Raw genomic sequence first — 23,868 nt, 5'->3', positions numbered from 1 at the left:
AGGAGAGGGCCGGTGCGAGGCACCGGCCGTTGCCGTTAGAACGAGTAGATGAACTGCGTGGCGAGCAGATCGTTGGACTTGCTATACGAACCGTCGTTGCGCAGGAACACCGCGTTGTTGGCCCAGTCGTGACGATACTCGACCTTGACGGTGATCTGCTGCGTCGGGAAGAACAGCAAATCGAGCGCGACATCCTGGCGGTTCGTGCCCTTACACTCGAAACCCAGGCCGCCGTTCGCCTGCGAATTCGCCAGACATTCCGAGCCGATACCGAAGCCGTTATACGGATCGCGACCGCTCGAATTCAACGCGATACCGCCGCCGCCACCGCCGTTCTTGCTGTTCGCCAGGAAGTCGTAGCGCAAGGTCACGCCCATGCGGCCGATACCCGACAGATTGAACTTGCGGTTCGCGAGCAGCGAGATACCGTACCACTGCGCCTGACCGCCGTTGAACGCCGCGTGCTGCTGCTGGCCGTAGTCGACTTCCGCGTTGTAGGTCACGTCGGCGAGCGCATAGGTCAGGTCCGCTTCCGTGAAGAAGAACGTGCCGAACGCGCTCGGCGACTGACCGCCTACGCCGTAACTTCCATTGCCGTTGTCGTCGACGGCGCTGACGAGCGTCTGCCGGCCGATATTGAACGAGCCGCCGATATCGAGCGCGCTCGACCACGTGTAGTCGGTCCGCGCGGTGAAGGTCGGGATCTTGTTGCTGCTCGTGATCGGGTCGCCGAGTGCGTTGGTGCCCGTCTGCACGACCGATCCGTAGGTACGGTATTGCTCGTTGCCGACGAAGAATTTCGACGCCCAGTTGCCGCTCGTGTAGTTCACGCCGACGCCGATGTAGCTGCCCGGATCGGAGAAGTCGTACAGCAGGTTGTGCGTGAGCGTCGTCATCATGTTCGACTGCTGCACTTCGTAGCCGCCGAAGCTCGAGATAAGACCGGCGACGAAAGTGGTCGTCGACGTCATCGGCACGTTCACGACAGCGGTATTCAGAATGTTGTTGCCGATATCGCCGTGCGAGTTCGTCAGCAGCGTGATGCCGTTGCCGCGGTTCGGCATCAGCGTGATTTCCGCCGACGGCGCCATCGGGCCGACACCGAAGGTCTTCTTGATGTCGAGGTACAGGTCGCCGAACGTGCTGTTGTAGTAGTTATACGAACTCTCGTGGTTCGCGAACAGGAACGACGACGAACTCTGCGCGCGGTTGTACACGTAAGTCGGATCGATATAACCCGTGATCGAGAGACCCGCAATCGGTCCCGTCGTCGCGGCGTCGGTCAGCGAATCCACCTTCAACTGCTGGTTCGCAATCTGCTGCTTCATGCGCGTGACGTCGTCGTTCGAGAGATTCGCGCGTTGCGTGCCGTAGTCCGGCGACGAAATATCCACGGGCGCGGGCAGCGGAGCCGCCGCGACCGCCGGTGCCGCGGCCGGTGCAGGCGCCGCGTGGGCGACTTGCGCGCGCAGGTCCTTCACCTGCTTCTGCAACGCGTCGAGTTGTTGCTGGAGTGCCTTGATTTGCGCACTTGTCGAATCAGCCATCGCGAAGCCGGGCAGGCACGCCGCGACCAGCAGGCAGATCAGTTTCTTTTGCATCCCTTCTTCTCCGGTTGTCGATTGTATTGCGGGAAACTTCAATTCTTCAGGGGGCGTACTTACGCGGCACGTAATGGACGTTCGCGATCCGCTATATCGCGTGCGTCCTGTTCCTCGCTCGATTTCGCGGCGGCGAATGCGAGTTGCATGTCGCGCGCGCGCTTCCTTTCCTTCGCGAGCATCAGCGCGTTCACGACCACCACGCCGATCGTCACGGCCGCGATGAAGAGCGTGGCGAGCGCGTTCATTTCCGGGTTGAGACCCAGACGCACGCGCGAGAAAACGACGAGCGGCAGCGTGGTCGAACCGGGACCCGAGAGGAACGCGGAGAGCACGAGGTCGTCGATGGAAAGCGTGAAGGAGAGAAGCCAGCCCGAGAGAAGCGCTTGCGAAATCAGCGGCAGCGTGATGACGAAAAACACCTTGAGCGGCGTTGCGCCGAGATCGAGTGCGGCTTCTTCGAGCGAGCGGTCGAGTTCCTTCACTCGCGACTGCACGATGATCGCGACATAGGAAACGCACAGCATCACGTGGCCGATCCAGATCGTCACCATGCCGCGTCCTTTCGGCCAGCCGAACATCTGTTCGAGCGCAACGAAGAGCAGCAAGAGCGAGATGCCCTGAATCACTTCGGGGATCACGAGCGGCGCGTTGATCATGCCGGTGAAGAGCGTGAAGCCACGAAAGCGCCCCATGCGCGCGAGCACGAAACCCGACCACGTGCCGATCACGACCGACGCGCACGCGGTCATCAGGCCGATCTTCAGCGAGAGCCAGGCTGAGCCGAGCAGTTCGTCGTCGTGGACGAGCGCGCCATACCACTTGAGCGAGAAGCCGGACCAGACGGTCACGAGTTTCGACTCGTTGAACGAGTACGCGACGAGGCTGATGATCGGGATATAGAGGAACAGGAAACCGAACGTCAGCACGCCGGTGGAGAGGTATTTATTGGGCCGTGTCATTTCGATGCCTCCAGTTCCTTGACCTGGTAATACTGGAAGACGGCCATCGGCACGAGCAGCAGCAGCACCATCGCGACCGTCACCGCCGAGGCCATCGGCCAGTCCATGTTGTTGAAGAACTCGTCCCACATCACGCGGCCGATCATCAGCGTGTCGGCGCCGCCGAGCAGTTCCGGAATCACGTATTCGCCGACAGCCGGAATGAACACGAGCAGACTGCCCGCGATAATCCCGTTCTTCGACAGCGGCAATGTGATGCGCGTGAACGCGGTCCACGGTTTGGCGCCGAGATCGTAAGCGGCTTCAAGAAGCGTGAGATCCATCTTCACGAGATGCGCGTAAAGCGGCATCACCATGAATGGCAGATACGAATAGACCATGCCGATATAGACGCCGATATCGGTGTGGTAGAGACGCATCGGCGTGTGAATCAGGCCGAGCGAGATCAGCGTGTGATTGAGCAGGCCGTCGTCCTTGAGAATGCCGATCCACGCGTACACGCGAATCAGGAACGAGGTCCAGAACGGCAGCATCACGCCCATCATCAGGATGTTGCGGCGGGACGGTTCGGACCGCGCGATGTAGTACGCCACCGGATAGCCGATCAGCAGGCAGAAGAACGTGGACACCGCCGCCATCTTCAGCGAGCTGATATAGGTCGCGATATACAGATCGTCCTGCAGCAGGAACAGGTAGTGACTGAACTGCAGCGCGAAGTGCATCACGCCGTCCTTCATGCTCACGAGGTTCGTGTACGGCGGAATGCCGAGCTTGAGATCGGCGAAGCTGATCTTGAAGACGAGCAGGAAGGGCAGCGCGAAAAAGAGCGTGAGCCAGATGAACGGCGCGCCGATGACGGCGGTGCGTCCGGACGGAACGAAGCGCGCCAGCAGCGCGGAAGGCGGGGACGTTTTCATTGTGTGAGCACCACGCCGGCAGCCGCCGACCAATGGACGAAAACTTCGTCGTTATAGGACGGCGCACCGTGCGCCACGAGGTGCGAACTCGCGAGGTTCGAGACCACCGTCTTGCCGCTCGGAAGGCGCACGTGATAGAGCGAATAGCTGCCCATGTAGGCAATATCCGCGACGACGCCGCGCGCCCAGTTGTGCACGCCGCTCGGACGCTGGGTGGAGACGAGCACGCGCTCCGGCCGAACCGAAATGCCGAGCGGCATGCCGAGCGGACCGGTCACGCCGTGGCTCACGTACATGCGCGTTTCGAGGTCGTTGCTCTCCACGCAGATGTGGTCCGGCTCGTCTTCGACCATGACGCCTTCGAACAGATTGGTCGAGCCGATGAACTCGGCGGAGAAACGGCTGTTCGGATGGTCGTAGACCTGGTTCGGCGAGCCGATCTGCACGATGCGGCCTTCGTTCATCACCGCAAGGCGGTTCGCCATGGTCATCGCTTCTTCCTGATCGTGCGTGACCATCACGCAGGTGACATCCACTTTCTCGATGATGTTCACCAGTTCCAGTTGCGTCTTCTGGCGAATTTTTTTATCGAGCGCGGACATCGGTTCGTCGAGCAGCAGAAGCTTGGGCCGCTTCACAAGCGAGCGCGCGAGCGCGACACGCTGTTGCTGACCGCCCGACAACTGATGCGGCTTGCGCTTCGCATACTTGCTCATCTGCACGAGGTTGAGCGCATCGGCCACGCGTTCCTTGATCTCGTTCTTCGGCGTGCCTTCTTGCTTGAGTCCGAACGCGACATTCGCCGTCACGTCCATGTGCGGAAAGAGCGCATACGACTGGAACATCATGTTCACGGGACGCTTGTAAGGCGGCAGCGTGGCGAGATCTTCGCCATCGACGAAGATCCTCCCCGACGTAACCGACTCAAGACCGGCGAGCATGCGCAGCAACGTGGATTTGCCGCAGCCCGAACTGCCGAGCAGCGCGAACAGTTCGTTCTTGGCGATGGTGAGCGAGACGTTATCGACGGCGAAGGTGTCGCCGAACTTCTTGACGACGTTTTCGATGCGAACGAAATCGCTCGTCGCGGGGCGTGTTGCGGGGCGAATCTGCGTCGCCTCGACAGACTTCAATACAGACGTTGAGTTCATGGTGTCGAGTCTTGAGTGCGGGTGAGTTCTGGTTTTTGCAGGCACGAGCTGACCCATGCGAGTTGCGCGAAGCAACTCACAAAGTGCTGCAAAAAGCGGGGTAAAGTGCGCGGCGGGCGCTCAGGCGTGCCGCGCGAGCGTCATCAGGTGCCGGTTTTCAGTCGTGCCCAGAGACGGTTTTCGAGGCGCAGGATGTCTGCCGAAAGCGGACGCATCAGCGTCATCTTCTGCAGCACGTCATCCGGCGGATACACGTTGCGGTCCTGCGCCACGGACGGCGTGACGAACTGGCGCGCCGCACGGTTCGCGGTCGGATAGAACACTTCGTTGGTAATGGCGGCGTTGGTCTTTGCGTCCGAGATGTAGTTGATCCACTTCATCGCGGCTTCGGGATGCGGCGCGTCCTTCGGCACGACCATCACGTCGAACCAGAGCAGGCCGCCTTCCTTCACGTTGGAGAACTTGATGTCGTAGGAGCGCTTCGCTTCTTCGGCGCGGCGGCGCGCAATGCCGACGTCACCCGACCAGCCGAGCGCGACGCACACGTCGTTGTTCACGAGGTCGTTGATATAACCCGACGAGTTGAACTGCGTGATGTACGGACGGATTTTCTTCAGCACGTCGAAGGCGGCCTGGTAGTCGCCGGGGTTCGTGCTGTTCGGGTCCTTGTGCATGTATTGCAGCGTCGCGGCGAACACGTCCACGGCCTGATCGAGGATCGAGATGCCGCAGCTTTTGAGCTTCGAGGCGTTGGCCGGGTCGAGCACGAGCGCCCAGCTATCGACCGGCGCGCTGTCGCCCAGCGCCTTCTTCACGGCTTGCGCGTTATAGCCGAGACCATCCGTGCCCCACGCCCACGGCACGCCGTACTGATTGCCCGGATCGGCTTCCGAGATCATCTTCATCAGCGTGGGATCGAGATTGGCGAGGTTCGGCATCTTCGCCTTGTCGAGCTTCTGGTACACGCCCGCTTCGATCTGCTTGGCCATGTAGTTCGAGGTCGGCACGACGATGTCGTAGCCGGAACTTCCGGCGAGCAGCTTCGCCTGCAACGTGTCGTCGCTATCGTAGTTGTCGTATTTGACGTGGATGCCGGTGTCTTTCTCGAAGGTGGGGATCGTGTCCTTCGCGATGTAGTCCGACCAGTTGTAGACGTTGAGCTCGCCGTCGGCGAACGCCGGGGCCGCGGAAAACGCCCCGGCGCCCGCGAAGACGGACATGGCGGCAATGGCGATTGCGTGACGAATGTGACTGGGGATCATGACTGATGTTTCCTCGGTGGAGAATCGCGGCCGGGCGGCGTGTGATCGCCCGGCCGCGGTTGAAAGCGTCGTTAGGAAAAGCCCAATTGCTGCGCGGTGGCGTCGATGGCTTTCTTCGCCTTCGACACGATCTCTTCGATCTCGCTCTTCGTGACCACGAGCGGCGGTGAAAGCAGCATGCGGTCGCCGGTCGCGCGCATGACGAGTCCGCCGTTGAAGCAGAAGTCGCGGCAGATCGTGCCGACTTCGCCGCCGTTCTCGAAGCGCTTGCGTGTAGCGGGGTCTTCGGCAAGCTGTATACCGGCGACCATGCCCGTGCCCGCGATCTCTCCGACGATCGGATGCTTCGCGAAGGTCTCGCGCAAAAGCTGCTGGAAATACGGGCCCGTTTCGCTTTTCACGCGATCTACAATGCCTTCGTCGCGCAGCAATTTCAGATTCGCGACTGCGACCGCCGCGGCTACCGGATGCCCGGAATAGGTGAGACCGTGATTGAATTCGCCGTTCTCGATGATCGCTTCCGCTATGCGGTCGTGCAGCCCGACCGCGCCCATCGGCACATAGCCGCTCGTGAGACCCTTCGCCATCGTGATGAGGTCCGGCTCGAAACCGAAGTGCTCATGCGCGAACCATTCGCCCGTGCGGCCGAAGCCGCCGATCACTTCATCGGCTGCGAGCAGCACGTCGTATTTGCGGCAGATACGCTGAATTTCCGGCCAATAAGTGGAAGGCGGGAAGATCACGCCGCCCGCACCCTGGAAAGGCTCACCGATGAACGCCGCCACGTTCTCCGCGCCGAGTTCGAGAATTTCCGCTTCGAGTTGTTGCGCGCAGGCGAGACCGAACGCTTCCGGCGTCATGTCACCGCCTTCGCCGAACCAGTAGGGTTGATCGATATGAACGATGTGCTCGACCTGCGACGGCATTTGTTCGTGCATGTAGTTCATGCCGCCGAGCGTGCCGCCCGCGATGGTCGAACCGTGATAACCGTTCTTGCGCGAAATCACGAACTTCTTCAGCTTCTTGCCTTGCGTCGCCCAGTATTGATGGACGATACGCAGCACGGTGTCGTTGCCTTCCGAGCCGCTGTTGCAATAGAAGAAGTGATTGAACGGCGCGGGCGTGACTTCCGCGAGTATCGCCGACAACTCGATCACGGGCGGATGCGTCGTCTTGAAGAACGTGTTGTAGAACGGCAGTTCCTGCATCTGATGGAACGCGGCGTCGGCGAGTTCGCGGCGGCCGTAGCCGACGTTCACGCACCAGAGACCCGCCATGCCGTCGATCATCTTCTCGCCGTCCGAGTCCCACAGGTACACCCCCTTCGCCTTCACGATCACGCGGCTGCCCGCCTTGTTGAGCGCGCCCATGTCCGAGAACGGATGGATGTGGTGCGCGGCATCGAGCGCGCGATATTCGGCGGTGCTGCGTTGCTGCCTCGGTGCCTGCACGCCCGGCGTTGGCGCGGCCGGTTGCACGAAGGACGATTCTCCGAATCTGTAGCTCATGTCATCTCCTTTTATAGGCCGCGCTTTAGACGTGCAGCAGCAAGTGCTTGCGTTCCCACGAACTGATCACGCGGAAAAACGCTTCGTATTCGGTTTCCTTGAGGGCGAGATAAGCCTTCACGAACTTCTCGCCGAGCATGTCGTTAAGCGGCTCGCACGCGCCCATCAGCGTGAGACCTTCTTCCAGATTGCGCGGCAACTGATACGCGTGCGCGTAGCCGTCGCTCGTGAGCGGCACGGTCGGCTGCAGCTTTTGCGTCATGCCGAGATAGCCGGCGGCGAGCGTCGCGGCGATCGCGAGGTAAGGGTTGCAGTCCACACCCGGAATGCGGTTTTCGATCCGGCGCGCGGCCGGTCCCGAATGCGGAATGCGGAAGCCGACCGTGCGGTTGTCGTAGCCCCACTGAACGTTGATCGGTGCAGCCATGAACCGCGAGAGCCGGCGATACGAGTTGATGTACGGCGCGAAGATCGGCATCAGCGCGGGCGTGTATTTCTGCAGACCGGCGATATAACCGTGGAAAAGATCCGTGGGCAAACCGTCGTCGCCGGTGAACAGGTTGCGGCCCGTTTCGGCGTCCACGAGACTCTGGTGAACGTGCATGGCCGAACCGGGTTCGTTCTCCATAGGCTTTGCCATGAAGGTGGCGTACATCTTGTGACGCAGCGCCGCCTCACGAACCGTGCGCTTGAACAGGAACACGCGGTCCGCGAGATTGAGCGGATCGCCGTGCATGAAGTTGATCTCCATCTGCGCCGCGCCGACTTCGTGAATCAGCGTATCGACTTCCAGTTCCTGAACGTCGCAGTATTCGTAGATGTCTTCGAAGAGCGGATCGAATTCGTTCACGGCCTCGATCGAATATGCCTGACGTCCGGTCTCCGGGCGGCCCGTCCGTCCGATCGGCGGTTGCAAGGGCAAGTCCGGGTCCTTGTTCATGTCCACGAGGAAGAACTCGAGTTCGGGCGCGACCACCGGTTTCCAGCCCTTTGCCGCATACATTTCGAGCACCTGACGCAGCACGCGGCGCGGCGAAATCGCGACCGGCGTGCCGTCGAAATGCACGCAATCGTGGATCACCTGCGCGGTCGGATCGATGGCCCAGGGGATCAGGCGAATGGTGGTGGGATCGGGCACGCAGACCATGTCGGGATCGGTCACGCCGGTCAGGCTGCCGTCTTCCGGATAGTCGCCGGTGACGGTCTGGATCATCACGGCTTGCGGCAGCCGCATGGACTCGCCGGACTCGAACTTGTTGCGCGGAATGATCTTGCCGCGCGCGATGCCGGCCATATCGGGGATGATGGCTTCGATCTCGGTAATGCGATGTTTCTTCAGGAATTCGTCGATGTGATGCATTTTCGTTTCCTCAGTTATGCGTGGACCGCAGGGTCGCGTGCTCAGTGCGAGACACGCCGGACCGGGCCGTCCTCAATGCGCATTCGGTCGTGGGTCATTGGTTATTAAGCATTCGGTCGCGGCAGGCAGCGCCAAAGGCGCTAAAGATTGCCGTCGATAGTGCGTCCTGCGCGTGCTTCCATTCGGGATGCCACTGCACGCCTAGCGCGAAAGCCGCCGCATCTTTCACGCTGATCGCTTCGATCAACCCGTCGGGCGCGACGGCCTCGACGGAGAGACCCGCGCCCAAGCGCTCGATACCCTGGCCGTGCAGTGAATTGACATGCGCTTCCGACACGCCGCTTAAGCGTTCCAGCAAGCCGCCTCGGGCGATGCTCACGGTATGCGACGGCCCGTATTGCCGATCGAGCGCGTGCGCCTTGTCTTCACGATGATCCGCAAGACCGACGACCGCATGAACGCTCTGATGCAACGTGCCGCCGAATACCACGTTCATCTCCTGGAAGCCACGACAGATCGCAAGCACAGGCACGCCGCGTTCGATGGCGGCACGCATGAGCGGCAGCGTGGACGCATCGCGTGCGGCGTCGTGCAAGGTGCCTGCCGTGCTCGGGTGGCCGCCATACAGATGCGGCTCGACGTTCGAGTAGCTGCCGGTAAAGAGCAGGCCATCCACGAGCGCCAGGATCTCGTCGATGGATTGACGCTCGCCAAGCGCGGGCAATAGCACGGCGAGCGTGTGCGAACCTTCCACCACCGCTGCGATGTATTTCTCGCCGACGGCGTGCGAAGGATGCAAGCCCGCCATCGTTCGATCCGCGCTGATTCCAACTACAGGTGTATTTCGCATGGCTAACAAGATTCGCTAACTGCATGGCGTGCAAAATCGTCGGGCAGCAGTGCGCCGCGGCTTAGCGCGTGAGCGCAAAGCCGGAATTCAATCGCAACCGATACGCGATGACAGCGAGTGGCTAGATTCTTCGCGAGGACGCCGCGCTTACGCGCAAACGTGCCTAGCCAGCGCGCGGTTCACGCGCAGCGAGAGAATCGAACCAGGGGAATTGCGGAGGGAGGCGCTACGGAAGAAGAGACGCCACATCGACGCAGTGCACCGCGATAAACGCGCGGGCTGCAACCGAGTTGTGACGTCGAACGGACCGGCGAGAAAGGATTGTGAAGACGGACAGGAAGCGGCGATCGATAAGCTTGCCGCAGCTTCCATCGGTGATGGATTGGTCAGCGCGAGGCCAACTCGCTATCTGACTTCGACTCCATCTGACCAACGGGCCTCGGACTCTCACGATTTCACTCGTTGAATGTTGAAAGTATTGAACACCTTTGCGGCAAAGCAGCAATGCGCTGCTTAATCGATCAAGGCGGGTTTCGGTATTAGCCTTACGCTTTGCTAACTGTTTTACTTGACTGCGTAACTGCTTTGTCCTTCACCTGTAGATCAGCATATACGAGCCAAAAACGGCGTCAAATCTTTTTTTAGAACGGACGTTAGGCGCATTCCCCTATAAATTTTGTCGTTGCCTTAAGAAAGTGCGGCTGCTTAGAATGCGTTTCCGCTAAGCCATCTAAGTGTTTCCCCGAGCAGCGTGGATCGCAAAGTGACTAGAATATTCAACACGCGTGCCGCTTAACCGACGCCTTGTGGCCGCTTTCAATAAACGCTTCGCTTATCCGTCCGAGACCGCACGCATGTCCGTCGAAGTGGCTACACGCCTCCAGTACATCCGCAAGAAGCATGGCCTTTCCCAGCGTGAACTCGCTAAGCGCGCAGGCGTCACGAACGGCACGATTTCGCTGATCGAACAAAATCGCGTGAGTCCGTCGGTCGGGTCGCTGAAGAAACTGCTCGAATGCATACCGATGAGCCTCGCCGAATTCTTTACGTTCGAAGTCGAGGCTAACCGCGCCGTGGTATCGCGTCGCGCGGAGATGCCGAACCTCGGCAACGAATCGATCGAGTTTTATCTGGCGGGCGCGGGCGTGAAGGACCGCAACATGGGCATCATGCGCGAGGTCTACCAGCCGCTTTCGGATACCGGTCCGGAACTGCTTTCGCACACAGGACACGAGGGCGGCGTGGTGGTCGCGGGCCAGCTCGAACTGACCGTGGACAGCACCACATGGCTGCTCGATCCCGGCGACAGCTACTACTTCGAAAGCCGCTTCCCGCACCGCTTCCGCAACCCGAGCGCGGAGCATGTCTGCGAAGTGGTATCGGCGAATTCGCCGCCCAGTTTCTGACGTCCTGCGTCGCTTGGCAGGTTGCACGGCGTCGTCATGCAAGCCAAAACCCTTGAGGCATTCCGATGGAACAGAAGACCCTGAAATACTGGCAGGACAAAGCCGCGTCGCTCAGCATCGAAGGCCGCGCGTTTATCGACGGCGCGTATCGCGATGCTACGTCGGGCAAGACCTTCGATTGCATGAACCCGGCCGATGGATCGCTGCTCGCGAAAGTCGCGGACAGCGATGAAGCCGACGTGAACGCAGCCGTCTCGGCCGCGCGCCGTTCGTTCGACGCGCGCGTCTGGGCGGGTCTGAATCCGCGCAAGCGCAAGTCGGTGATGTTGCGCTGGACTGCGCTCATGCGCACGCACCGCGACGAACTCGCGCTGCTCGAAACGCTCGATGCAGGCAAGCCGATCGGCGACACGACGAGCGTCGATGTACCGGGCGCGGCGTATTGCGTCGAATGGTTCGCTGAAGCGATCGATAAAGTGGGCGGCGAAGTCGTGCCGAGCGATCACCATCTGGTCGGCCTCGTCACGCGCGAGCCGATCGGCGTGGTGGCCGCTGTCGTGCCTTGGAATTTCCCGATCCTGATGGCCGCGTGGAAGTTCGGCCCGGCGCTCGCCGCGGGCAACAGCGTCGTGCTGAAGCCTTCGGAGAAGTCGCCGCTTACCGCGATTCGCGTCGCGCAACTCGCGTTCGAAGCGGGCATTCCGGCGGGCGTATTCAATGTGATTCCGGGCGGCGGCGTGCCGGGCAAACTGCTCGCGCTGCATGGCGACGTGGACTGCCTCGCGTTCACGGGTTCGACGAATGTCGGCAAGCTCATCATGCAATACGCGGGACAGTCGAATCTGAAGCGCGTGTGGCTCGAACTCGGCGGCAAGTCGCCGAACATCGTGATGGCCGATTGCGCCGATCTCGATCGTGCCGCGAGCGCCGCTGCCAGCGCGATTTTCTACAACATGGGCGAGATGTGTACGGCGGGTTCGCGTCTTCTGGTTCAGCGCGAAATCAAGGACGTGTTCCTCGATAAACTCGTCGCGGCCGCGCGCGGTTATAAGCCGGGCAATCCGCTGGACCCCGAAACGTCGATGGGCGCGATCGTCGATGAAGTGCAACTCGAACGCGTGCTCGGCTATATCGAAGCGGGGCGCAAGGAGGCGAAGCTCTTGCTGGGCGGAGAGCGTGTGGATCGCGAAAGCGGCGGCTATTTTATCGAGCCGACCATCTTCGAGATCACGTCGCCCGACGCGAAAATTGCGCGTGAGGAAATCTTCGGGCCGGTGCTTTCGGTCATCACGTTCGATACGCCGGAAGAGGCCGTCAAGATCGCGAACGACAGCGACTACGGCCTCGCCGCCGCGGTCTGGACCGCGAGCCTCACCACCGCGCACGAGGTGGCGCGCAGCCTGCGCGCGGGCACGGTCTGGGTGAATTGCTATGACGAAGGCGGCGACATGAATTTCCCCTTCGGCGGTTACAAGCAGTCGGGCAACGGCCGCGACAAGTCGTTGCACGCGCTGGAGAAGTACACCGAGCTGAAGTCCACGCTGGTGCGGCTGCGCTAAAGGATTCGCAAGCCAGCGCGGCGGCGTCCGCAGTTTCGCAGCACGGCGCCACCGCGTTCCCAATGAATCCGTCGTCCGCGCGGCATGTTCAACCGATCAAAACGCATGCCGCCGCGGCCTGTTTCAACAAGGCAACCATGACTGAACGCCACCTTGGCGACGGCGCGATCCGCCGCTCGTCGCTGTACGGTTCTTCCATCGAAAACACTTATGCCGGCGTGCTGTCGTTCATGCGCCGCAACTACACGCGTACGCTCGACGACGTGGATGTCGCCATTTCCGGCATCCCGCTCGATCTCGCCACCACGTTCCGTCCCGGCGCGCGCTTCGGCCCGGCGGCGGTGCGCGCGGCGAGCGTGCAGCTTGCCGAACTGCATCCATATCCGTGGGGCTTCAATCCCTTCGACGACCTCGCCGTGATCGACTATGGCGACTGCTGGTTCGATGCGCACAATCCGCTCTCGATCAAGCCCGCTATCGTCGAGCATGCCCGCACGATTCTGCGTTCGAACGCGCGCATGCTGACCTTCGGCGGCGATCACTTCATCACGTATCCGCTGTTGATCGCGCATGTCGAGAAGTACGGCAAGCCGCTCTCGCTGATTCATTTCGACGCGCATTGCGATACCTGGGCCGATGACAGCCCGGACAGTCTCAATCACGGATCGATGTTCTACAAGGCGGTGAAGGACGGGCTGATCGATCCGGCGCATTCGGTGCAAGTCGGTATTCGCACGTGGAACGACGACTTCATGGGAATGAATATTCTCGATGCCGCGTGGGTTCACGAGCACGGTCCGCGTCAGGCGATCGAGCGGATCGTGTCTATCGTGGGTGAACGGCCGACCTATCTCACGTTCGATATCGACTGTCTCGATCCGGCGTTCGCGCCGGGCACGGGCACGCCGGTCGCGGGTGGCCTTTCGTCGGCGCAGGCGCTCGCGATCGTGCGCGGACTCGGCGCGGTGGATATCGTCGGCGCGGACGTGGTGGAAGTCGCGCCGGCCTACGATCACGCGGAGATTACGGCTATCGCGGCGGCGCATCTCGCGTGCGATTTGCTGTGTCTGTGGCGGCAGAAAAAGATGCAGGCGCGTGAGTGAAATGCGGGCGGTGCTTGAAGTAGCTGGAGATCGAGCGCCGCCCGCCAAGCGCAATTAGCGCACCGACGCACTGCGTTTTGCCGCCATCCACGGCAGCCGTTTGACAAAGCCCGTAGCGAGCGCCGTGCCGATCAGAATAGTCGCGCATGCCGCGACCATCGCCGGGGATACATGCTCCGACAAAAACATCGCGCCCCACAGAATGCCAAACACCGGAATGACGAACGTCACGGTAATCGCGCGAGCCGGGCCGGTCACCGCAATCAAGTGGAAGAACAGCATGTACGCGACGCCGGTGCATGCAATACCCAACGCGATCACCGCTTCCCACGAACGCAGCGAGACCGGCGCGGCCGGCCACCAGTAAAGCGCGAATGGCAGCAGCACGATGGTCGCGGCGCTCATCGTGCCTGCGGCGACCGTGAGTGAATCGACGCCCGTCAGATGCCGTTTCGTGAAGCTCGCGGCGATGCCGTAAAGCAGCGTCGCGCCGAGCGCCGCCAGCGCAGCAAGCGCGGTCGTCGCGGGCGATGCGCTCGCGCCCTGACCGCTGGTCATCTGATTCCAGACGAGCGCGAGCACGCCCGCGAAGCCGATCGCGAGTCCCACGACGCGCAGGCCGGTCAGCCGGTCCTTGAGCCACAGATACGCGACCACCGCGCCCCACAGCGGCGTCGTTGCGTTGATGACCGACGTCACGCCTGCCGACAGCGTGTATTCCGCGTAAGCGAAGAGGCAGAACGGCGCGGCCGAGTTCAGAATGCCGACGACGAAAAGCGGCCATGCGCGAGCTCGCATCGTCGCGAGTGCTTCGCGCGGCGGGCGACGCATGAAGAGCACGATCAGCAGGAACAGCGCGCCGATCCCGACGCGCAGCGCCATCAGTGGCGCGACGCCGAATTCGCCGACGCCGACCCGGATGAACAAAAACGAGCCGCCCCACAGCGCGGCGAGCACGAGCAATTGAATAATATTTATCGGGTTCATGATGGAGTGCGCGAAGCGGTTGGAGAGCGGATATCTTGCGGCGGCGCGCCGCGGAACGTTTCACGCCGAGATGAAACGAAGTCGCGCGTTGCCGCCATCGTAGGGGCGCGGGAGAGGTCCGCCAAGCGACATTTTCTCACCGATATGTGAGAAATATTGCGGTCAACGCGGTCTGCGCGAATGCTTCAGCAAGATCCGGGAAGTTCGAGGGTCATGGCTTGCCGTCCTGCTCGATGGAAGGCGGCATGGTTTCGTTCACCCATGCCTGCAGCAGCGTGTAGGTCACCGCCAGCACGACCGGGCCGATAAACAGCCCGACAATCCCGAACGCGAACAGACCGCCGATCACGCCGGTCAGAATCAGCAGGATCGGCAGATCGACGCCGCGTTTGATGAGCACCGGGCGCAGCACTTTGTCGAAGATGATGATGAGCACCGTCCAGACCGCGAGTTCGACGCCCGCGAGTTGCCGGTCGTGATAAAAGAGCCACACGACCGCGCCTGCCAGCGGAATGGCCGAGCCGATCTGCGCGAGGCAGAACACGAGAATCACGGCGGTCAGCACGCCCGCGCCCGGCACGCCGGTGACGAAAAGCCCGAGGCCGCCGAGAATCGCTTGCGCGGCGGCGGTCGCGACAATGCCGAGCGCGACGGCGCGGATCGACATCGCGCTCAGGTGGACGGCGGCCGCGCCACGGTCGCCCGCCACGCGAATCGCGAAACGCTGGGCCATCGTGTGGGCCGTCTCGCCGTGCGCGTAGAGAATGCCCGCGATGGTGATCGTCAGGACGAGGTGGATCGCGAGCGCGCCCACCGTGCGCGCATGGGCCAGCAGCCATTGCACGACGAGCATCGCATAGGGCTTGATGTGCGCGAGGATGCCGCCGGGTCCGGCGTCCGAGAGTTCCTGCCATTCGTTTTCGACGCGGCCGCCGACGATCGGCACGTCGTGCATCCAGCCGGGCGGCGGCGGCAGCGCGTAGTTCGGCAGCGCCTCGGCCTCGTGAACGATATCGCCGCCGTGCTCCGCGATGGTGGAAACGGCTGCATACAGCGGCACGACGATCACGAACAGCAGGCCCGTCAGCATCACGCTGACCGCGACCCAGCGCCGCCGCCCCATGCGGTTCTGCACGGCGATCATCACCGGCCACGTCGCGACCACGATCATCGTCGCCCAGATCAGCGCCGGAAGAAACGGCCGAACGATATAAAGACTGCCGAAGATCAGCAGCGAAAGGATCACGAGGATAAGCAGGATGCGGGCAAGATCGACTGGCGGCCGTGAGCTCACGCATTTCTCCGGGACGCGGCCTGGCCGCTGGCCGGCCGCAACAGCTTGAACATCTGGACGACGCCGGCGCACGCATGCTGCCGTGTTCCGGCACGATAAATCATTTACAAGGTAGGCAATATTCGACTTAATGCAAACCGGTTTTTGCCCGGAGCGAGCGGCAGCTTGAAAGCGCGCGCGCGTTCGGTCCATGCAAAAAGCCCGGCGTTCGTCACGCCGGGCTTTCCGTATCACACGCAAGAACTCGATCAGGCGAGCGCTTTCGTCGCCTTCGCTTCGTCCACTGATTCAGCGCGCAAGCGGTCGTATTCGCTCTTCTCGACAGGCGTCGCATTGGCGCGGCCGAGATCCTGCATCCGCACCCGGTACGTTTCGCGCGCGCCCCACGCGGCGGCTGCGGACACGAAGGTCAGCGCGAGCGTGATACAGCCGATGGTCAGCGGAATATTGTTCGATCCCGGCGGCGCGACGGCGGCGAACAGCGCGGGCAGGAGCGCCGTGATCGTCGTGCCGACGTTCTGCGCGATCGCCACGGCGGAGACGCGTGAGCGCGTCGGGAATTGCTCCGGATAGAAGCTCGGGAACACGGCGTTGTAGCCCTGATAGACGATGCCCCACATCAGGATCGACATGACCATGGCGAGCGGCACGTTATGGATGCTGATCGCGTACAGGTAGCCGAACGACAGCAGCCCCGAGCCGATCGCGCCGACGATGATCGGCGGGCGGCGGCCGATCCGGTCGGCGAGGTTCCCGACATACGGAATCACCACCACCGCGACGATATTGCCGATCACCGGAATCCACAGGTACACGCTCTTGTGAAAGCCGATGCCGTAGGACGCCTGCACCGCGTAGGCCGCGCCGAAGATCGTCGTGACGACGGGAATCACGTTCATCAGCGCCATGCAGACGACGCGCAGCATGTCCTTCCAGTTATTCGTGAACGCTTCGACAATCGGCGCTTTCGGCACTTCGTGCTCGCCGCCTTCCTTCGTGAACGCAGGCGTTTCCGTGACTTCGCGGCGAATGACGTAGCCCGCGAACAAGACGACCGCGCTCATCAGGAACGGGATGCGCCAGCCCCACGAATTGAACGCGTCTTCCGGCATGTAGTAGGCAAGCGGCAGGAAAACGGCGGCGGCGAAGATCTGGCCCGCCTGCACGCCCTGCAGCGCGAAACTGGCGTAATAGCCGCGTCGGCCGAACGGCGCGTGCTCCAGGATCATCGAACTCGCGCCGGAAATTTCCCCCGCCACCGCGAAGCCCTGAACCAGACGCAGGATCACGAGCAATGCCGGGGCGAGCATGCCGACCGAGTGATACGTCGGCAGCAGCCCGACGGCCATGGTGGAGAGGCCCATCAGGAACATGCAGAGCAGCAGCACGTTCTTGCGGCCATGCGTGTCGCCCCAGTGGCCGAGGAAGAACGCGCCGATCGGCCGCGCGACGTAGCCCACGCCGTACGTCGCGAGCGAGGCGATGATCGCCACTTTCGGGTTGCCGGACGGGAAGAAGATCTGCGGAAAGATCAGCGACGCTGCCTGCGCGTAGATGAAAAAGTCGTAGTACTCGAGCGCCGAGCCGATCCAGCCGCTGGCCGTCGCCTTCTTGGTCTGGCGCGCGCCGTGTGCGTCGTTGATTGCCATGTGAGTCTCCGTCGATACGTCGAAAAGGTGGAACCTTGAGAGGCGGGAAGCGGTGCTAGTAGTAATGAATGTGCATGCCGCCATCCACCTGGATCGCGGCGCCGGTCGTGAAGGGCAGGTCGCCCGAGGCCATCGTCGCGACCGCGCGGCCGACGTCTTCCGGCGTGCCCCAGCGGTTGATCGGCGTGAAGCCGTCGGCCAGCAGTTTTTCGAAGCGCTCGTTCGCCACGGCGGTCATCGGCGTCTTGATGAGGCCGGGGCGCACTTCATAGACCGCGATGCCGTGCTGCGCGAGGCGCACGGCGTAGAGCTTCGACATCATCGAGACCGCCGCCTTCGACATCGCGTACTCGCCGCGTTCGGGCGCGGCAATGGCCGCATTCGACGACGACACGAAGATGATCGAACGCGCGCTCTCCACACCGTGCGGCTCGGCGGCGAGCATGCGGCGGCAGACCGCCTGCGTGAGAAAGAACGCGCCGCGCGTGTTCACGCCGAAGTTGAGGTCGTAACTTTCCGGCGATACGTCGAGGAGATCGCCGCGCGACAGCACCGACACGCCCGCGTTGTTCACCAGCACGTCGATCCGGCCAAACGCGTCGAACGCCGCATCCACGAAGCGCGGAAGGTCGGCGAGATCGGCGAGATCGCCTGCGATAAACGCGAGCCGCGCGCCGTCGCGCGCTTCTTCACGCAGCGTGGCGGCGCGGTCGGTGTCGATCTGCCGGTCGGCGAGCACGACATCGAAGCCGCGCTGCGTCAGCGCCAGCGCAATTCCGCTGCCGATGCCGCCCATCGCGCCGGTGACCAGAGCGACGCGCGCGGTTGCGTTCGGAGTCGATGAATTCATGGTGTGAAGTTGCCAGTCCGCGAGAGTGGTTGGACGAGGCGCGCTGCCTCGTTCCGCAATGCTCGAAAAGTACGCGACGACGCGCCGCGCGACAACGCCTCAACGCGTAAGATGCGCGATATGCGCGCGAATTGCGCGCTGACCGCCCATTTAACGGGTTTCTCCGGAGCGAGACGATGGACGACAAGGACTGGATCGCGGGCGCGGCCAAGGTGCTGGCGATCATTGAAGCGTTCGACGAAGACCATCCGCGCCTGAGCCCGACTGCGGTGGCCGACCTGACGAACCTCAGCCGGACGGCAGCGCGGCGTTATCTGCTGACGTTGGTGCAACTCGGCTACGCGGAATCCGACGGCCGGCTATTCTGGCTCGCGCCTCGCGTGCTGCGGCTCGGCACGGCGTACTTTACGTCTGCGCGCCTGCCGCGCATCGTGCAGCCTTTCCTGCAGCGCATCACAGCCGCCGTGCAGGAGAGCGCGCTGCTCGCCGTGCTCGATGGCGACGATGTGCTGTATATCGCGCGCAACGGAGCAAGCCGGGTCTCGACCGTGGGTTTCGTGCTGGGTTCGCGGGCGGCCGCGCCGTTGTCGTCGGCGGGAATGGTCGTGCTGTCGCACCAGCCGCCCGAACGCGTCGATCAATATATGGCCGACTACGTGCCGAAGCCGTTCACGCCGCACACCATCCTCGACAAAACCCGCCTGCGCGCCGAACTCGATCACGTGCGCAAACTCGGTTACGCGCTCTCGGAACAACAACTCGAAGTGGGCATGCGCGGCGTCGCGGTGCCGCTCAGGGATCACAAAGGGCAGGCGGTGGCGGCGGTCAGCGTCAGCATGCCGATCGGTCAGGAATCCGGCAACGCGGCGCTCGCCCGCGTGCTGCCGGTGCTTCAGGAAAGCGCAAGCCTCCTCCGCGGGATCGTATAAAGCGCAGCTTATAAAAACGCGCTTTATTCACGACGTTTCTGGAAAACCCGTATCCCAGGTGACGGGAATAATTGCATTTGTCCGATAATGCCGAGAAATACTTTCCCGCGAATGGTTCAAAACATTTCATTCCAGCGTTTCATTAAATAAATCGAATAAATATTTGTGGTCTGACGGGTAATTACAGGTGTAATAACTCACGCGATCCATTATCTTTACGCTTTATCGGCGTGGCGCTGTTCAGCGTTGCGCGGCGGCGCTTTGCGTCGCGTCCCTAAAATCTCCAATTACCTTTGCGGGCTCCTTATGTCGCTACGTCCTCCGTTGCGGATTTGTGCATTTCTTAGTCTCGTTCTTCTCGCGGCCTGCGGCGGCGGTGGCGGCAGTTCGACGGGCGCCTCGTCGCCATCCAGCAATGGCGCGAGCGAAACGGCGACGCCCGGCACCCCCGCGAGCACGGCCGAGCCCGCCACGCCTGCGAGCACGACAACCACGCCGACGCCGGTCACCCTCGCCACCGCGACGGCGATGCTCGACGGCACCACGCTCGGAACGGCGAACTGGGCCGCGGGTTCGACGGCGACGGGCGGCGTGGGTCAGGCGGTCGGCACGTTGAACTGCGCGACGCCCGGCGACACGTACACCTATGCGCATTTGTCGATCTACTACAACGGCCAGCCGCTGACGATTCCAGCGAGCATCGGCCGCGTGGAACCGACCATCGCGGCGCAAACGGGTTGCGTGTATCCGGTGCACACCGACGACGGCTCGGGCAAGATCCGCATCGACGCGACCAACACCGCCGCGTCCTACACGCTCGGCCAGTTCTTCGCGGTGTGGGGCGAACCGCTGACGGCGAGCAACGTCGCGGGCCTCTCCGGCACACCGACAACCTATATCAACGACGGCGGCGTGCTCACGCCTTACACCGGCGATCTCGCGAGCATCGACCTGACGGCGCACCGTGAAATCACCATCGCGATCAACTCGCCGCTCACGCAGGTTCCGACTTACACCTGGACCGATCCGCCGCCCTTCGCCACGACATCGCCGATCGTCCTCCTGTACGGCGGCGTGGTGGGCAACGCGTTCTGGCCAAACGGTTCGACGGCGACGGGCGGCACAGGCGCGCCGGTCGACGACATCGTCTGCGCGGCGGGCATGACCGAGACGTATCACGTGCATGCGCACCTCGCGATCTATCGCGACGGGCAAATGCTCGCGTTGCCGGCGCATATCGGCTTGCCTGCTTCGTGCAATTACGAGATGCATACACACGACAATACCGGGATTATCCATATCGAAACGCCGAACCTGAAACAGTTCACGCTCGGTAAATTTTTCGATATCTGGGGCGAGACGTTGAGCTCGACCGATGTGGCGGGTGTTACGGGTACGGTCGTGGCGTATATCAACGAAAACGGCGATGTGCGGCGATATACAGGTGATTTACGCGATATCGAACTGACTTCGCACCGCGACATTACGCTGCAGATCGGAACGGATATTCCTTCTTTGCCGACTTATAACTGGTACGAGCCGAAATAGCGTATTAATTACGTAATTGCGGGAAATGCGCGGCGGTGGTGGCGGGACACCGCGCGCATTCATGACCGGAACAATTATTTAGGTAAAGCGGTTAGTTTGACCGGACGGGTTTTCTCGGCTGCGCGAAGCGCACGAGCCGTCCTGACACCGATCACTCGTCGTAGTACGCCGAGCGTGCAATCACGCGATTCGTGCCTCTAGGACACTGGCACGCCACGATATCGCCGTCCTTCACGGCGGCAGTGTCGGTCAGCCCCCAGCCTTTTGCCGTGCCCAGCATGGGGCCGGGATGTCCACAGGACCCGCAGGACGCAAGTCCACCGTCTTTCGCAAGCGCGCCGTTCTCGTCCGACCACGACTCATCGGCGTCCAAAACCTCGCCGCCGGTCGTCGTCTTGTTGCCTTTCACTGCCAGCATCGTTGCCACGTTGCGTTTCTCCGCGCGGGGTTGAACGGTCAATATTTGTCGAGCGCTGCCTGCCGCATCCTGAGCTGCGTTTTGCCGTCTGGCGTGAAGACCGTGTCGAAGCGGACCATTCCCTCCTGATGCAGCTCGCACGCCATCGTAAAGCCGACCGTCATGCCGGGTTCTGGCGTATGCACCTCGATCCCGACCGCCTTCAGACGCGGTTCGTACTTCAGGAGCGTCGCCTCGATGGCGTGCCTGAGCCGATGCGTCGACGAAGGCAGATGCCGGTAAATTTCCGAGAGATCGTCGAGGCCGTAATCCGGCAGATGCGCCAGGGAGCGGCGGCGGCTGTTCAGAATGCGCTCGATGTTGTCCCGCACGGAAAAGAACGTCTGGTCCTCGGGCGAGAAATCGCTTGTGCGCGAGCCGTCGGCGAAGTGCCCGGTGATCCGTTCGAAGAGTCCGGGTCCTGTGCGTTTTGTATTCATGGGCGCCTCAATGCGAGATGCCGGCGATCGACGTCACGAGCCACCGGTCGATGGCGAACCATGCGAGTAGCGCCGCGAGGGCCGCAATCAGCACCCAGGCGAGCGGCGAGACGGACGGTCGGCGTGCGCGGCGCGGATTCACCACAATCGGGCCAGACGGATCCGGCGCCAGTTTGTCCGCGCGGTTGGCCGTCGCGCGGGCGAGACGTTCGTCGATCTTGCGCACGAGCGCCGCGCGCGCATCGCCGCCGTTTGCGGCGAAGCGCCCCATGAAACCGAGTTCAAGCACGGCGGCGAAAATCGCGAGGAGCGGCGCCACGGGCGCGGATTCGCGCAGCCGATGGTTGATCCGGCGCAGCAATTCCTCGCCCGCATCGTTGCGCGCGAACGTGCGCACCTGCAGCGGTTCGCGTTCCCATTCGTCGCGCGCGTCCGGGCCAAGCCCGGTGAGGGCGGTTTCATCGAGAAGCGCGCACTGCGCGTAGAGCGCGTCGTCGATCACATCGCGCGGCTGGCCGCGCCGCTTGAGCTCTTCGCGCAGCGCGGCGAGTTGCGCGGCGCACTCGCGGCGCAGGTCCGCAACCGCGGGCGGGCTGTCGCTGCGCAATGTCGCAACGGTACGCGCCGTGTCGCGCATGGCAACCGGCAACAGATCGATCGGGCGGCTCGGTGCGAGCTTCATGACGGCAACACCGCGTAGAGTTCCAGCTCGGCCTCGGGAATCGAGCCCGGCAGATAAATCTGGCAGGCGCGCGCCGCGAACATCCGCGCGAAAGCGGGGTCTGCGCTATCCACGGTGAAATACTGGTTCTCGATCCGCACCGGGATCGCCGCCGGCAGCCGCGACACAGGACGCAACGCGATGCCTGGCAGCGCCGAGTTGACGATGTGCTCGACCTCGTCGGGCGCGCCCATCTTGCACAGCTCCGGCAGCCGTTCGAGAAGGGCATGAGCGGGCATGGCTGCGCGCACGGACAGGTAGTAGTCGGCGCTTTCGGTAAGCCGCTCGTCCTTGATGTGGCCGAGCCACATCGACGTGCGCAGCCGCTCCAGCGCGATGGGCACGACACGCGACGGGATCACGGCATCCAGCAATGCGCGGATCAGCGATTCGAGTTCCGCGAACACCGGCTCCGGCGCGTCGTGGTCGTAGGCGGGAATGGCCTGCAGCGTTTCGGTGGTCGAGAACGTGAGAAGCGATCCCGCCAGACGCGCTAGCACCGCATAGAGCCGCTCGGGATGCTGATCGGGCGCTTGGGCGAGACGCGCCAGTTCAGGCCACGTGCTGTTCACCGAATGCAAGAGCCAGAAAAGCGCGACGTCGGACACCGCGAAATCGGCGATCTGGTCTGAGCGCTCCTTGCGGCGCACGGCGAGACTCGCGCTCTTGGCCGTCAGAATTTCGGACATGCGCCGCATGCGTTGCGTGAGCCGGGCGCTTGCCGACAAAAACAAACACGGCGGCACGAACGTATCGTCGCGTTCGAAACGGCCTTGCGGCGTGCGCACGAGACGCGCGACGGGGCACGTGACGTAGTCGTCCGGCTTTTCGAAATCGAACAGCAGCGCGACGATTTGCCGTTCGACACTGATTTCCTCCTTTCCCTCGCCGTTGATGTCCACGACATGGAGGAATTCGCGGGTCACGCGACGCGGGCGAGCGGGCTTATCGCCGGGCTCCACGCAGTTGCCGCCTTGCGCATCGACGAGCGCCACGCCGGCGAGCACCGTGACCGATTCGACGCCGGCCGGCACGTCCGCCAGGCTGCGCGCAGCGGGCAGCCAGTCGGCCGTTTCGCTGTCGATGAACGTGCCGTCGCGCAGACGCGCGGTCAATCGCGCGAGCTGCAACCGGTCGACGGCGAGGGCCTGCGTGTCCAGCGCGACATCGATCACGCCCCAGGCATCGGGGCTGGCAATGCGGGCAACCTGGTCGTTGGCGAAATGTTCCCAGAGTGCCTGCTGCTGGAAGTGCTGCGGCGTCATGAAAATTCCGCGCGTCCACAGGGGTTTCGTTATCTTCATTGCTGGTGCG

Annotated in this window: 22 protein-coding genes; 5 read left to right on the top strand and 17 right to left on the bottom strand. The window is 62.6% G+C overall.

Annotated features, from left to right (window positions below; genetic code table 11):
• Positions 1–35: 35 nt before the first annotated feature.
• The 9 genes from AC3D25_RS29330 to AC3D25_RS29290 form a co-directional block, all read right to left on the bottom strand.
• Complete coding sequence (locus tag AC3D25_RS29330; protein WP_488891983.1) at positions 36–1,601, bottom strand: DUF3138 family protein; 1,566 nt, start codon at positions 1,599–1,601, stop codon at positions 36–38.
• Between the two features lie 59 nt (positions 1,602–1,660).
• On the bottom strand, positions 1,661–2,563 hold the full coding sequence (locus AC3D25_RS29325; RefSeq protein WP_488891982.1) for an ABC transporter permease subunit: 903 nt from the start codon (positions 2,561–2,563) through the stop codon (positions 1,661–1,663).
• Positions 2,560–3,480 carry an ABC transporter permease subunit gene (locus AC3D25_RS29320; RefSeq protein WP_488891981.1) on the bottom strand — a complete coding sequence of 307 codons (921 nt, stop codon included), beginning with the start codon at positions 3,478–3,480 and terminating at the stop codon, positions 2,560–2,562. The genes AC3D25_RS29325 and AC3D25_RS29320 overlap by 4 nt, the downstream gene beginning before the upstream one ends.
• Positions 3,477–4,631 carry an ABC transporter ATP-binding protein gene (locus AC3D25_RS29315; protein ID WP_488891980.1) on the bottom strand — a complete coding sequence of 385 codons (1,155 nt, stop codon included), beginning with the start codon at positions 4,629–4,631 and terminating at the stop codon, positions 3,477–3,479. Before AC3D25_RS29315 ends, AC3D25_RS29320 begins: the two co-directional genes overlap by 4 nt.
• A 143-nt stretch (positions 4,632–4,774) precedes the next feature.
• Positions 4,775–5,893, bottom strand: a complete 1,119-nt coding sequence (locus AC3D25_RS29310) for a polyamine ABC transporter substrate-binding protein (RefSeq protein ID WP_488891979.1) — start codon at positions 5,891–5,893, stop codon at positions 4,775–4,777.
• Between the two features lie 71 nt (positions 5,894–5,964).
• Positions 5,965–7,401 (bottom strand): aspartate aminotransferase family protein, encoded by a 1,437-nt coding sequence (locus tag AC3D25_RS29305; RefSeq protein WP_488891978.1) that lies wholly within the window; start codon positions 7,399–7,401, stop codon positions 5,965–5,967.
• 25 nt (positions 7,402–7,426) lie between these two features.
• A complete protein-coding gene (locus tag AC3D25_RS29300; protein WP_488891977.1) occupies positions 7,427–8,761 on the bottom strand; it encodes a glutamine synthetase family protein in 1,335 nt (444 codons plus the stop codon).
• Positions 8,762–8,855: 94 nt separating this feature from the next.
• Positions 8,856–9,611 (bottom strand): gamma-glutamyl-gamma-aminobutyrate hydrolase family protein, encoded by a 756-nt coding sequence (locus AC3D25_RS29295; protein WP_488891976.1) that lies wholly within the window; start codon positions 9,609–9,611, stop codon positions 8,856–8,858.
• Positions 9,612–9,837: 226 nt separating this feature from the next.
• Positions 9,838–10,044, bottom strand: coding sequence for a hypothetical protein (locus AC3D25_RS29290; protein WP_488891975.1), 207 nt, complete (start codon positions 10,042–10,044; stop codon positions 9,838–9,840).
• Between the two features lie 421 nt (positions 10,045–10,465).
• On the opposite strand from AC3D25_RS29290, the gene AC3D25_RS29285 reads away from it, so the two are divergent.
• The 3 genes from AC3D25_RS29285 (at position 10,466) to speB (ending at position 13,679) form a co-directional block, all read left to right on the top strand.
• Complete coding sequence (locus AC3D25_RS29285) at positions 10,466–11,017, top strand: cupin domain-containing protein (protein ID WP_488891974.1); 552 nt, start codon at positions 10,466–10,468, stop codon at positions 11,015–11,017.
• Between the two features lie 65 nt (positions 11,018–11,082).
• Positions 11,083–12,576, top strand: a complete 1,494-nt coding sequence (locus AC3D25_RS29280) for an aldehyde dehydrogenase (protein ID WP_488891973.1) — start codon at positions 11,083–11,085, stop codon at positions 12,574–12,576.
• Positions 12,577–12,713: 137 nt separating this feature from the next.
• On the top strand, positions 12,714–13,679 hold the full coding sequence (gene speB / locus AC3D25_RS29275; protein WP_488891972.1) for an agmatinase: 966 nt from the start codon (positions 12,714–12,716) through the stop codon (positions 13,677–13,679).
• Positions 13,680–13,733: 54 nt separating this feature from the next.
• Here the strand turns inward: speB and AC3D25_RS29270 are convergent, their stop codons facing one another.
• The 4 genes from AC3D25_RS29270 to AC3D25_RS29255 all read right to left on the bottom strand — a co-directional run bounded on the left by AC3D25_RS29270 (position 13,734) and on the right by AC3D25_RS29255 (position 18,459).
• The gene (locus tag AC3D25_RS29270; RefSeq protein ID WP_488891971.1) at positions 13,734–14,666 is read right to left on the bottom strand and encodes a DMT family transporter; all 933 of its coding nucleotides are present in this window, start codon (positions 14,664–14,666) and stop codon (positions 13,734–13,736) included.
• 211 nt (positions 14,667–14,877) lie between these two features.
• Positions 14,878–15,960, bottom strand: coding sequence for an AI-2E family transporter YdiK (ydiK, locus tag AC3D25_RS29265; RefSeq protein WP_488891970.1), 1,083 nt, complete (start codon positions 15,958–15,960; stop codon positions 14,878–14,880).
• A gap of 248 nt (positions 15,961–16,208) precedes the next feature.
• Positions 16,209–17,609: an MFS transporter gene (locus AC3D25_RS29260; RefSeq protein ID WP_488891969.1), complete on the bottom strand. Its 1,401-nt coding sequence runs from the start codon at positions 17,607–17,609 to the stop codon at positions 16,209–16,211.
• Between the two features lie 55 nt (positions 17,610–17,664).
• Positions 17,665–18,459: a 3-ketoacyl-ACP reductase gene (locus tag AC3D25_RS29255; protein WP_488891968.1), complete on the bottom strand. Its 795-nt coding sequence runs from the start codon at positions 18,457–18,459 to the stop codon at positions 17,665–17,667.
• 176 nt (positions 18,460–18,635) lie between these two features.
• Between AC3D25_RS29255 and AC3D25_RS29250 the strand changes: the two genes are divergently transcribed.
• Positions 18,636–19,388, top strand: coding sequence for an IclR family transcriptional regulator domain-containing protein (locus tag AC3D25_RS29250; RefSeq protein WP_488891967.1), 753 nt, complete (start codon positions 18,636–18,638; stop codon positions 19,386–19,388).
• A gap of 306 nt (positions 19,389–19,694) precedes the next feature.
• Positions 19,695–20,936: a hypothetical protein gene (locus AC3D25_RS29245; protein ID WP_488891966.1), complete on the top strand. Its 1,242-nt coding sequence runs from the start codon at positions 19,695–19,697 to the stop codon at positions 20,934–20,936.
• 151 nt (positions 20,937–21,087) lie between these two features.
• Here the strand turns inward: AC3D25_RS29245 and AC3D25_RS29240 are convergent, their stop codons facing one another.
• From AC3D25_RS29240 to tssK, 4 genes are read right to left on the bottom strand one after another with little or no spacing between them, the layout of a single operon-like run.
• Positions 21,088–21,354, bottom strand: a complete 267-nt coding sequence (locus tag AC3D25_RS29240) for a PAAR domain-containing protein (RefSeq protein ID WP_488892188.1) — start codon at positions 21,352–21,354, stop codon at positions 21,088–21,090.
• A 38-nt stretch (positions 21,355–21,392) separates the two neighbouring features.
• On the bottom strand, positions 21,393–21,833 hold the full coding sequence (tssE, locus tag AC3D25_RS29235; RefSeq protein ID WP_488891965.1) for a type VI secretion system baseplate subunit TssE: 441 nt from the start codon (positions 21,831–21,833) through the stop codon (positions 21,393–21,395).
• 7 nt (positions 21,834–21,840) lie between these two features.
• On the bottom strand, positions 21,841–22,515 hold the full coding sequence (locus tag AC3D25_RS29230; protein WP_488891964.1) for a DotU family type IV/VI secretion system protein: 675 nt from the start codon (positions 22,513–22,515) through the stop codon (positions 21,841–21,843).
• Positions 22,512–23,858 (bottom strand): type VI secretion system baseplate subunit TssK, encoded by a 1,347-nt coding sequence (tssK, locus tag AC3D25_RS29225; protein WP_488891963.1) that lies wholly within the window; start codon positions 23,856–23,858, stop codon positions 22,512–22,514. Before tssK ends, AC3D25_RS29230 begins: the two co-directional genes overlap by 4 nt.
• Between the last annotated feature and the right edge of the window lie 10 nt (positions 23,859–23,868).

Source organism: Caballeronia sp. SL1002, assembly GCF_057814995.1.
The sequence above is the reverse complement of the archived record's forward strand: the minus strand, read 5'-3'. Positions and strand labels throughout refer to the sequence as shown.